The following is an 11,774-nucleotide window of genomic DNA, read 5'->3' on the forward strand; positions in this document are numbered from 1 at the left end:
TATTAGTTAAGTTGGATTTTCACATCAACACCAGCAGCAAGATCTAATTTCATCAATGCGTCTACTGTTTTATCTGTTGGACTAATTACATCCATCAACCTAACATAAGTTTTAAGTTGGTACTGATCTCTAGCATCTTTGTTTACATGCGGAGAAGACAACACAGTAAAACGTTCTGTCTTTGTAGGTAAAGGGATTGGACCCCTTACACTAGCACCAGTTCGTTTTGCTGTTTCTACAATCTCTACGGCTGATTTGTCGATTAATCGATGATCAAATGCCTTTAATTTAATTCTAATATTTTGATTGCTCATTTGCCTATTTACCTTATCTAACTTGTGATACGAAAAAACCGTCGATTATACAAGATATCGACGACCCTTATTCAACTAATCAGCTCGTAATTTTCGAGACGACTCCAGCACCTACTGTGCGTCCACCTTCTCTAATTGCAAATCTTAATCCTTCTTCCATTGCAATCGGAGCTAGTAACTCAATTGACATCTTCACATTGTCACCTGGCATAACCATTTCAACGCCTTTTGGCAGTTCGCATGCACCAGTAACGTCTGTTGTTCTGAAGTAGAACTGTGGACGATAATTGTTAAAGAATGGAGTATGACGTCCACCTTCTTCTTTACTTAAAACATAAATCTCTGCTTCAAACTTAGTGTGCGGGTTAATCGTACCTTTTTTAGCAAGTACTTGGCCACGCTCAACGTCTTCACGCTTCGTTCCGCGAAGAAGAACACCAACGTTATCACCTGCTTCACCTGAATCAAGCAATTTTCTAAACATTTCAACACCCGTACAAGTAGTCAACTGCGTGTCTTTAATACCAACGATTTCAATTTCATCACCAACATTAACAACACCACGCTCGATACGACCAGTTACAACTGTTCCACGACCTGAGATTGAGAACACGTCCTCAATTGGCATTAGGAATGTCTTATCTGTATCACGCTCTGGAGTTGGGATGTATGTATCTAATGCTTCAACTAATTTCATAATTGAAGGGACACCAATATCTGATGTGTCACCTTCTAATGCTTTCAAAGCCGAACCAAAGATTACTGGAGTGTCATCACCTGGGAATTCGTATTCTGTCAACAGTTCACGGATTTCCATTTCAACAAGCTCTACTAATTCTTCATCATCAACCATATCGGCTTTGTTCATGTAAACAACGATGTAAGGAACACCAACTTGACGAGACAATAGAATGTGCTCACGCGTTTGAGCCATTGGTCCATCAGTTGCAGCGATTACAATAATTGCGCCGTCCATTTGAGCAGCACCTGTAATCATGTTCTTAACGTAGTCGGCGTGTCCCGGACAATCAACGTGAGCGTAGTGACGAGCCGCTGACTCATACTCTACGTGCGCTGTTGAAATCGTGATACCACGCTCTCTTTCTTCAGGAGCATTATCAATATTTGCATAATCCTTAAATTCACCACCATTCATTTCAGCCATAACCTTAGTAAGGGCTGCAGTTAAGGTAGTTTTTCCATGGTCAACGTGACCAATTGTTCCCACATTTACGTGTGGTTTGGTTCTTTCAAATTTCTCTTTTGCCATTTCTAATCCCCTATTAAGTATTTAATTTTTCAATAACATCTTCAGCAACATTTCTTGGAGCTGCAGTATATTTAGCAAATTCCATAGAGTAATTTGCACGCCCTTGAGACATTGAACGAAGATCCGTTGCATATCCAAACATTTCTGCTAAAGGAACAGCAGCCTTTATTTGTTTGCCAGCTGGAGTGTCATCCATAGCACTTACAATACCTCTTCTACGATTTAAATCACCCATAACATCACCCATGTAATCTTCAGGTGTTGATACTTCAACATTCATCATTGGCTCTAGCAATTGAGGATTAGCAAGTTTAACGCCCTCTCTAACACACATAGAGGCTGCAATTTTAAAGGCCATTTCGTTAGAATCTACATCATGATAAGAACCATCATAAACAGTAACTTTAACATCAACTAATGGAAATCCAGCAATAACGCCGTTTTGCATTTGTTCTTGAACACCCTTATTAACTGCAGGAACATATTCCTTAGGAATAACACCACCTTTAATTTCGTCAACGAATTCATAGCCCGCACCAGGCTCCTGTGGCTCAATTCTTAGATAGACATGACCATACTGACCACGACCACCAGATTGTTTGGCAAATTTATGTTCGTGCTCAACAAGTTTTGTAATTGTTTCACGGTACGCTACTTGAGGGGCACCAACATTACACCCAACATCAAATTCACGCATCATTCGATCAACAATAATATCTAAGTGAAGCTCACCCATACCTGCAATAATTGTTTGTCCAGACTCTTCGTCTGTAGAAACCCTAAAAGAAGGGTCTTCATTTGCTAGCTTTCCTAAAGCAATACCCATCTTTTCTTGGTCAACTTTAGTTTTAGGCTCAACTGCAACAGCAATTACTGGCTCAGGAAATTCCATTCTTTCAAGAATAATTTTATCTTTCATGTCACATAGTGTGTCACCAGTCGTAACATCTTTTAGGCCAATAGCTGCAGCAATATCTCCAGCTCTTACCTCTTTAATTTCTTCACGATCGTTGGAGTGCATTTGCACAATTCGGCCGATACGCTCTTTCTTACCTTTAGATGAGTTATATACAAAATCACCTGACTTTAAAACACCAGAGTAAACCCTAAAGAAAGTTAGGTTACCAACAAAAGGGTCTGTCGCAATTTTAAAAGCTAGAGCTGCAAAAGGCTCATCATCTGTAGGAGGCCTTACTCCTTCTGATTCAGCAGCATCATCTAATATTCCAGTAATAGCATCCACTTCTTCTGGAGAAGGCATATACATTACCATAGCGTCTAAAACAGCCTGGACACCTTTATTTTTAAACGCTGTACCACAGAACATTGGAATAATTTGATTCGCAATGGTTTGAAGACGGATACCTTCTTTAATTTCATCAGGATTCAATTCACCGTCATCAAGGTACTTCTCCATAAGTACTTCGTTAGCCTCTGCTGCAGATTCCATCATGAATTCACGTTTCTCATCTGCAAGATCTTGCAAATTAACAGGGATATCTTTCACTTCATATGTTGCGCCTTGATCTTCTTCATTCCAATAAATGGCTTTCATACGGATAAGATCAACTACGCCTTCAAAGGCATCTTCTGCACCAATAGCAATTTGCATCGGAACAGGGTTAGCACCTAATCTTGTTTTAATTTGGTCGCATACACGTAAAAAATCCGCACCTGCTCGGTCCATCTTGTTAACAAAGCCAATTCTAGGAACGTTATATTTATTTGCTTGTCTCCAAACTGTTTCAGATTGAGGCTCTACGCCGCCCACAGCACAAAAAACGGCGCAAGCGCCGTCTAATACTTTTAATGACCTTTCAACTTCAATCGTGAAATCAACGTGGCCTGGGGTATCAATAATATTAATTCGGTGATCTTCAAACTGACCATCCATTCCCTTCCAGAAACAAGTAGTTGCAGCTGAAGTAATTGTAATACCTCGCTCTTGCTCTTGCTCCATCCAGTCCATTGTTGCACTTCCATCATGGACTTCACCAATTTTGTGAGTACGTCCTGTATATAGAAGTATGCGTTCAGTAGTCGTCGTCTTTCCAGCATCAATATGTGCCATGATACCAACGTTACGATAACGATTAATTGGAGTAATTCTTGCCATGATTGAGTCCTTAAATTACCAGCGGAAATGAGCAAATGCTTTATTAGCATCTGCCATTCTATGAGTGTCTTCTTTTTTCTTAAATGCAGTACCACGGTTTTGAACTGCATCTAGCACTTCGCCTGCCAACCTAAGCTTCATTCCTTTTTCACCACGCTTTCTTGATGCTTCGATAATCCAACGCATCGCCAAAGCAACTTTCCGATCTGATCTTACTTCAACTGGAACCTGATATGTAGAACCACCAACACGACGAGATTTGATTTCAACTGCTGGACCAATATTTTCAAGAGCTTTTTTAAATGTTTCAACTGGCTCCGCGTTTCCTTTGGATTCAATTGTATCTAGTGCATCATAGACAATCTTTTCAGCGACTGATTTTTTACCATCTAGCATTAAAATATTTACAAACTTAGCTAGAACAAGATCATGATATTTAGGATCTGGCAATATTAATCTTTTTGGGGCGGCTCTTCTTCTCATATTAGTTTTCTCTTAATAAATTATGTTTTTGGTTTTTTGGTACCATATTTTGATCTGCCTTGCATTCTTCCATCTACACCAGTTGTATCTAATGCTCCACGAACAGTGTGGTAACGTACACCAGGTAAATCTTTAACACGACCACCACGAATAAGAATCACCGAGTGTTCTTGTAAGTTATGTCCTTCACCGCCAATATAAGTTGTAACTTCAGCAGAATTAGTTAATCTGACACGAGCAACTTTTCTTAAAGCAGAGTTAGGTTTCTTTGGTGTTGTTGTATAAACTCGAGTGCATACTCCACGTTTTTGTGGGCAACTGTCCAACGCTGGGACACCAGTTTTAACAATCTTCTTACTTCTTGGCTTTCTTACCAATTGGTTAATCGTTGACATAAAGGTTTATACTCCAATGTATATTTAATTTTTCGCCCACATAGCGGGGTCAATAAAGCGGGCAATTATACTTTGGTGCTGACTCGAATGTCAATGAATATTAGTCTTTTTTTACTATACTTTCAAAAAATGATGTGCAAGCTGAGTAAAGCATCTCAAAGACTTCATCAAACTTTCCCTCATAATAGGGGTCAGGAACACTAGCACCATAATGTTCTTTGGAATAATTTAACATTAATTCAATCTTTGAATGACTTTCAGAAGGTTGGATTGATTTCAATCTTTCGAGATTGTCAGAATCCATGGCAATAATGTAGTCATAATAATAAAAATCACTCTCATGAACGTGCCTCGCTCTCTGACTTGACAAATCAACACCGTGATTGATAGCGGCTTGTTGAGACCTTTGATCAGGTGAATTACCTATATGGTATGCGTGAGTCCCAGCTGAATCTATTTCAAAATGTTGAGATTTACTATTTTGTTCAACAATTGATCGAAAAGCACCTTCCGCTGTTGGAGAGCGACAAATATTACCCATACAAACAAACAGAACTTTGTTTTTTAATTCCACTGAAATAGCTCAGATAATATAAATGCTAAAAGTTTTCCCATCCCGAGATTATATTTCAAATTAAGAAATAATTATATAACCCATACTAGTTAAATAATATTTATAATCTATCAATACACAACAAAGACCAATTCTACTATGCCTGTGGGTAAATCTATAATCGATATTGCTAAAGACGTCATTCAAACTGAAGCTGATTCTGTTTTAAAACTTAAAGGCAGAATTGATCAAAGTTTTGATGAGGTTTGCCAAATTCTTAAAAACTGTATAGGGAAAGTTGTTCTAATTGGGATGGGTAAATCAGGTCATATCGCCAAAAAAATCTCTTCCACCCTGGCATCAACAGGGACACCTGCTTTCTATTTACATCCAGCTGAGGCTGGTCATGGCGACCTTGGGATGATTAGTCATGATGATGTAGTTATCATGATTTCCTATTCTGGAGAATCAGATGAGATTATCTCTTTACTCCCAGGAATCAAAAGAATGAATGTGCCTATTATCAGTATGACAGGAAGTGCTAAATCTTTAATCGCCTCATCAAGTGATTTTCATTTAGATATAAGTGTCGATAATGAAGCATGCCCTAACAATTTAGCGCCAACCTCAAGCACTACCGCAACCTTGGTTATGGGTGATGCAATTGCTGTCTCGCTTATGTCCTTAAATAATTTCACATCAGATGATTTTGCCATGTCTCATCCTTCAGGCTCCCTAGGCAGGAGACTACTCACGCTTGTCTCCAGTATTATGAAATCAGGGGAAGATATACCAAAGGTCACTAAAGAGATGCTGCTTATTGATAGCCTTTTAGTGATGAGTGAAAAGGCACTTGGGATGGTTCTCATTGCTGAAAATGAAAAGCTCATGGGAATATTTACTGATGGTGACTTAAGAAGGGCATTAGAGTCTAATGTAGATTTTCAGAAATTAACCATTCAAGATGTCATGACCAAAGATTGTAAGTCCATTGAACCACAAGAGCCTGCATTAATCGCAATGCAGTTGATGGAAAAATATAGCTTAAACTCACTGCCAGTTGTTGACTCAAGTAATAATATAGTTGGCGCAATCAACATGCATACCTTGATTCAAGCGAAATTATTTTAGTAAGTTGACCATTACCTTTATAGGTTTTAATAACAATGGACATTAAAATCCTTTTATCCAATATTGCTGAAACTACTGAAGCATTTGATGTTTCAGGTATGTCACTCAATACGAAAACACTTACTAAGGGTGATTTATTTATTGCCCTTCAAGGTGAGAAAAATCATGGTGCTGAGTATATCAACAGTGCAATTGAAAATGGCTGTATAGGGGTTTTAATTGAGGGAAGAGATGTTAATTGCGGTGTCCCAATCATCAGAATTGACAACCTCAAGCTTCACCTTTCTAGGCTTGCTCAAAACTTCTACACCAAAGCGAAGGATGTTGATCTCATTGCAGTCACGGGTACAAATGGTAAGACGTCTGTCAGTCATTACATTTCACAGCTACTAGACTTCTTAGAAGTTAATAATGGCGTTATTGGGACTCTTGGAATCAGCAAGGTTGAAAAGAAAAGTATAAACACAACACCAGACATCTTCTCAATATACAGCTCACTTAATGAATATAGCAACCAGGGAATTGAACTAGCCATTATTGAGGCCTCTTCGCATGCGCTCATGCAAGATCGACTTAAAGGGCTTTCATTTATTCAGGGCATCTTCACCAACTTGACTCAAGATCATCTTGATTATCATGAAACAATGAATAATTATAAAGAGGCCAAAGGTAAATTATTTACGAATGGTTTTTCAAAAAAAGCAATTATTAATAGGGATGATGAAAATCATCAATATTTTTTAGATACTGCCTCTGACAAAGATCCACTTACCTTTGGAATCGATGATTTAGAATTCTTTAAAACTAGTGAGAATGGTTTTATTTGTCAGCTCAATAATTACGTCTTTGAATTACCCTTAATAGGGGAGTTTAATTTATCAAATGCTCTTGCAGCATTCACTAGTGTTAAATGTTTGGGATATAGTGAAGATCAAATTATTCCTTTTCTTGCAAAACTTTATCCACCACCTGGAAGAATGCAACAACTTGAAAACAGCCATATTTGGATAGACTATGCACACACACCAGATGCACTTGATAATGCCCTTGCATCTCTTAGGACGCACTATCCTGAATTTAAAATCAGAGTGCTTTTTGGGTGCGGTGGAGATAGGGATAAAACCAAGAGGCAGTTAATGGGGAAAATCGCAAGTGAAAATGCTGACAGCATAATTCTTACAAATGATAATCCAAGAAGCGAAAGTCCAGAAAAAATTATTGAAGATATACTTGGTGGAATTAAAGTAGAGAATGATGTTCAGGTAATTTTAGATCGAAAACATGCAATAGAAACGGCAGTAAAAACCTTAGGGGAAGATGAAGTATTACTTATAGCAGGCAAGGGTCACGAAACAACACAAACTATTGGTGATCAAATTTTTCAGTTCAGTGATGTTGAGGTCGCATTAGATGCTTTCATCTGACACCGATAAAATAAGCAAAATTATTAGTGGTAAATCAAGCTCAGATAAAGCGATCAACTTTCAGGGCATTTGTACTGACACTCGAGGTCAAATTTCTGGAAAGCTTTTTATTGCGCTTGAAGGTGAAAATTTTGATGGTCATAACTTTATTGAACAAGCAGAAGATTTAGGCGCTAGTGCAGCTATTACTCATAAAAAAGTTAACTCAAATTTACCTACTATTGAAGTTAATAATTCAGAAATAGCATACCAAAAATTAGCCGCTTGGCATCGTCAATCTCACTCACCAATTGTAATTGCAATTACTGGAAGCAATGGAAAAACCTCAACAAAAAACATGCTTCACTCAATCTTGTCCCTACACGGTCCAACACTTTCAACTAAAGGTAATCTTAATAATCACTTAGGCGTTCCTAAAACACTTTTAGAGCTTGAAAAAAATCACCAATACTGCATTATTGAAATGGGCGCAAATCATGTAAATGAAATTGAGCTATTGTGCAAGTTGGCTCAGCCAGATATTGCAATCATTACAAATGCGAATAATGCGCATCTTGGTGAGTTTGGCAGTGAGAAAAACCTAGTCAAAGCAAAAGGAGAGATTCTCGAATCTTTATCTGAAGATGGTATTGCAATCGTTAATAAATCCTCACCTCATATCAATATCTGGGAAAAAATGTCTAATACTAAAGCTCTTACTTTTTTTGGTAAAGATAGTGACATATATGCCAGTGATGTTAAGCAAACTAATTCCACTCTAAACTTTAATCTTAACTTTAATCTTAGCTCTGTAAATATAACTCTGTCCATGATTGGCTTACATCAAATAGACAATGCATTAGCAGCCTCAGCTTGCGCCCTTAAGCTTGGGATTAGCCCTCAGATGATAAAAAAAGGTCTTGAGAATTCAGCGCCTGAAAAAGGGCGACTAGAATTAATTAAACTTCAAAATTTCACTATACTTGATGATAGTTATAATGCAAACCCACAATCAATGAAAGCTGCAATTGACTCACTTAAACAATTTCCTGAAAAGAAAGTTTTAGTTCTGGGAGCAATGGCAGAGCTTGGTAAAGATTCAAAAAAACTTCATCTACAAATTGGAGATTATGCGCGTGAACAAAATATTGATAATCTTCTAACAATTGGTCAAGAGGCTCAATACTATAAAGGCAGCCATTTTGAGAATATTGAATCAATATTTAATGAGATAGAGAGCCATCATAAAGGCGCTATAATTTTAATAAAAGGTTCAAGAATGATGGAGCTTAATAAATTGGTTGATAATTTAATAAATACCTCAAACTCTTCTTGACCTTTGCATGAAACATGGCGATAATTACGCTGCTGCGCTCGTGGCTCAACTGGATAGAGTACTCGGCTACGAACCGAGCGGTTGCAGGTTCAAATCCTGCCGAGCGCACCAACATTTAAATAAGTTTGCTCTAAACACTTCGAGTCTTTGATAGAATTAGCCTTATGATGACTCTTCCTAATTTAATTACCCTATCAAGAATCTTTTTGATTCCTATCTTTATTGGTTTGTTTTATTTACAGCCAAACTATCTAGATGGAGAGCCACTTAGCTGGATTAATAATTCTATTATTGCAATTTATATAGTTATCAGTGCGACTGACTTTATAGATGGATTCTTAGCCAGAAGACTCAACCAAGAAACTGCGCTTGGGGCATTTCTTGATCCAGTGGCAGACAAGCTGATGGTTTGTACAGCGCTTATTCTTCTAATAGATTACTATCACACGTGGTATATCACAATTCCATCAATAATCATAATCTCGAGAGAAATTCTTGTTTCTGCGCTGCGAGAATGGATGAGTGAAGTTGGTAAAAGAGCTAATGTTGCTGTGTCATGGATAGGGAAATCAAAAACATTTGTCCAAATGATTGCAATACTATTTCTTTTGATTCATCAGCCTCTATTCGTTTTTTCATTTAATGAGATAAATATAATGGGCCGTGTCCTTCTCTTTGCTGCAACAATTCTGACACTCTGGTCAGGTATAAAATATCTAATTGCAGGGCTAAAAACATTTGACAGTTAGAAAAAAAACACTATAATTTCCAACCTTGTGCGGGAATAGCTCAGCTGGTAGAGCATCACGTTGCCAACGTGAATGTCGCGAGTTCGAATCTCGTTTCCCGCTCCATATTCTAACTGTTTATATTGGTCTTGATAATAAGGCTTTTTTTAATTTAACCTCAATTGGCTGGGTAGCAAAGCGGTTATGCAGGGGCCTGCAAAGCCTTATAGACCGGTTCGACTCCGGTCCCAGCCTCCAATCAAAAAAAAGCTCGATGAAATCGAGCTTTTTTATTGGAGAAATCAATTAATTACATTCTTTAAAAACTAGTGCTTGGCACTTTTCGCATTTACTCTTATCAAGCCGGTCATATAAAACATTAATGGCCTCTGCTTTTGAATCAAAAAAGTTATCTCTGCCAATCTCATTAACAAAATTTACTTTTTCCATAAACTCAAAGGCTGTAGATTTCACAGCAACAAAATATAAACTACCATTCTGAGCTTTTAAACGTTTATTTTCAATTAGAAGGGCCTCTATGCCAGCTAGATCAATAAAGTTAACGCCACTTGCAACAATCAAAATGTGATAAATTCTCTGATTATCAACAATCTGACTTATTTGTTTTTGAATGTGGTTTATTGATCCAAAATATATTGACATATCAATACGAATTATCTTGAGCTGCGGGCATTGCACTAAGGGCGCCTTTCTAATACTTTGCAACCTTCTATCGCCCTCCCCTGGAGGAGTTCCAAACGCTAGCGTATGAACATCTGGAGTGGATGTCTTGGCAATAAAGAGCATTAATGATAATAGCACTCCAAGATATATCGCAAACTCTAGCTCAAATAATAGAGTTGCTAGAAATGTCGCAGTAAAAATAACGCTCTCTGATTTGCTGTACGTAAACGTTTTTTTAATATTCTTAAAATCTATGAGATTATATGCAACAAGAAGGATAACTCCTGCCATTGCTGCAAGGGGTAAATACGAAATTAGTGGTGCAACTAAAAACACAATTGCCATTAGAAAAAGTGCTGCAAGAATTGCAGACAAAGGGGTTCTTGCTCCAGATTCAAAATTAACACCTGACCTTGTAAAAGATCCAGAAGATGCATAACTTGAGAAAAAGCTTCCTACAATATTTGAAGTTCCCTGACCAATAAACTCCTGATTCGCATTAATCCTTTGATTTGATTTAGTAGCAATCGACCTTCCAATTGATGAAGCCTCAATAAGACCTAAAAGTGCAATTGCAAATGCCTCTGGTGCAAGTGCCTTTAATGAGTTTAACGAAAAGTCAGGCGTTGATAATGGAGGAAAGTAAGCCGGCATTACTCCGACAGTTTTAATGCTGTCAGTAAAGCCGCCCAAGTAAAAAGCCAGTAGCCCACCAACAAGCATACCAATTAATAAATTAGGAAATTTTGGTTTTAAAATTTTAACAACTATCGCAGTTACTAAAGTCCCAAGACCAACAATTAAAAGATAGATATTAAATTCCCCAACTCCCATATAAATATCAAACCAAGTGTTAAGAAAATCCTCTCCTCTGGGGATATCAATACCTACAATATAGGGGATTTGACTGCTTGCAATCAATAGCGCTGCGCCAGCTGTAAAACCGATGACAACATTATGAGAAACAAAATTTACTAACATACCAAATTTAGCAAGTCCAAAAACTAGTTGGTACACTCCCGCCAAAAAGGTCAGCGTCAAAGCTAGCGATACAAATTCTGAGCTGCCAGGTTCAGCATACTTACTGACTGCTGCAAAAACAACAATTGAAATAGCTGTGGTTGGGCCAGAAACTAAATGGAAAGACGAGCCAAAAAGTGCAGCAACTATAGGAATAACCATTGCTGTATAAAGGCCATATTCTGGTGGCATTCCTGCAATTGTTGCAAAGGCAACACTTTGAGGAAGGACAATAATAGCGCCTGTCAATCCTGCAAAAAAATCAGCCTTAATTGTCTCTATAGTGGTCAGTCTAAACCATACTATAAAAGGGAAAATTTTGGCTAATTGAAACATAAAAT

At 37.7% G+C, this 11,774-nt stretch carries 11 protein-coding genes and 3 tRNA genes; 7 read left to right on the forward strand and 7 right to left on the reverse strand.

The genetic code is table 11. The annotated features are described in order from the left end of the window. Positions 1 to 2: 2 nt before the first annotated feature. From rpsJ to ABXT51_RS07690, 6 genes are all read right to left on the reverse strand, one after another. A complete protein-coding gene (rpsJ, locus tag ABXT51_RS07665; RefSeq protein ID WP_271537458.1) occupies positions 3 to 314 on the reverse strand; it encodes a 30S ribosomal protein S10 in 312 nt (103 codons plus the stop codon). A 79-nt stretch (positions 315 to 393) separates the two neighbouring features. Continuing rightward, positions 394 to 1,584, reverse strand: coding sequence for an elongation factor Tu (gene tuf / locus ABXT51_RS07670; RefSeq protein WP_416677538.1), 1,191 nt, complete (start codon positions 1,582 to 1,584; stop codon positions 394 to 396). Positions 1,585 to 1,597: 13 nt separating this feature from the next. Further along, entirely contained in the window at positions 1,598 to 3,700 is a 2,103-nt protein-coding gene (gene fusA, locus ABXT51_RS07675) for an elongation factor G (RefSeq protein ID WP_416695072.1), read from the reverse strand. 15 nt (positions 3,701 to 3,715) lie between these two features. After that, entirely contained in the window at positions 3,716 to 4,183 is a 468-nt protein-coding gene (rpsG, locus tag ABXT51_RS07680) for a 30S ribosomal protein S7 (protein WP_271537464.1), read from the reverse strand. A 20-nt stretch (positions 4,184 to 4,203) separates the two neighbouring features. After that, positions 4,204 to 4,578: a 30S ribosomal protein S12 gene (rpsL, locus tag ABXT51_RS07685; protein WP_271537465.1), complete on the reverse strand. Its 375-nt coding sequence runs from the start codon at positions 4,576 to 4,578 to the stop codon at positions 4,204 to 4,206. Positions 4,579 to 4,678: 100 nt separating this feature from the next. Continuing rightward, entirely contained in the window at positions 4,679 to 5,152 is a 474-nt protein-coding gene (locus ABXT51_RS07690) for a low molecular weight protein-tyrosine-phosphatase (protein WP_416695074.1), read from the reverse strand. A 144-nt stretch (positions 5,153 to 5,296) separates the two neighbouring features. Between ABXT51_RS07690 and ABXT51_RS07695 the strand changes: the two genes are divergently transcribed. The 7 genes from ABXT51_RS07695 to ABXT51_RS07725 all read left to right on the forward strand — a co-directional run bounded on the left by ABXT51_RS07695 (position 5,297) and on the right by ABXT51_RS07725 (position 9,987). After that, on the forward strand, positions 5,297 to 6,262 hold the full coding sequence (locus tag ABXT51_RS07695) for a KpsF/GutQ family sugar-phosphate isomerase (protein WP_416696313.1): 966 nt from the start codon (positions 5,297 to 5,299) through the stop codon (positions 6,260 to 6,262). A 35-nt stretch (positions 6,263 to 6,297) separates the two neighbouring features. After that, positions 6,298 to 7,686, forward strand: a complete 1,389-nt coding sequence (locus tag ABXT51_RS07700) for a UDP-N-acetylmuramoyl-L-alanyl-D-glutamate--2,6-diaminopimelate ligase (protein ID WP_416695077.1) — start codon at positions 6,298 to 6,300, stop codon at positions 7,684 to 7,686. Next, a complete protein-coding gene (locus tag ABXT51_RS07705) occupies positions 7,673 to 9,001 on the forward strand; it encodes a UDP-N-acetylmuramoyl-tripeptide--D-alanyl-D-alanine ligase (RefSeq protein WP_416695080.1) in 1,329 nt (442 codons plus the stop codon). Before ABXT51_RS07700 ends, ABXT51_RS07705 begins: the two co-directional genes overlap by 14 nt. Positions 9,002 to 9,035: 34 nt before the next feature. Further along, positions 9,036 to 9,112, forward strand: a tRNA-Arg gene (locus ABXT51_RS07710). 56 nt (positions 9,113 to 9,168) lie between these two features. Then, positions 9,169 to 9,750 (forward strand): CDP-diacylglycerol--glycerol-3-phosphate 3-phosphatidyltransferase, encoded by a 582-nt coding sequence (pgsA, locus tag ABXT51_RS07715; RefSeq protein WP_416653558.1) that lies wholly within the window; start codon positions 9,169 to 9,171, stop codon positions 9,748 to 9,750. Between the two features lie 29 nt (positions 9,751 to 9,779). After that, positions 9,780 to 9,855 (forward strand) — tRNA-Gly (locus tag ABXT51_RS07720). A 58-nt stretch (positions 9,856 to 9,913) separates the two neighbouring features. Next, positions 9,914 to 9,987: transfer RNA gene (locus ABXT51_RS07725), tRNA-Cys, on the forward strand. A 48-nt stretch (positions 9,988 to 10,035) separates the two neighbouring features. Here the strand turns inward: ABXT51_RS07725 and ABXT51_RS07730 are convergent. After that, positions 10,036 to 11,769, reverse strand: coding sequence for a SulP family inorganic anion transporter (locus ABXT51_RS07730; RefSeq protein WP_416695082.1), 1,734 nt, complete (start codon positions 11,767 to 11,769; stop codon positions 10,036 to 10,038). Between the last annotated feature and the right edge of the window lie 5 nt (positions 11,770 to 11,774).

Source organism: Candidatus Pseudothioglobus sp. Uisw_050_01, assembly GCF_048085775.1.
Lineage (GTDB): Bacteria > Pseudomonadota > Gammaproteobacteria > PS1 > Pseudothioglobaceae > Pseudothioglobus.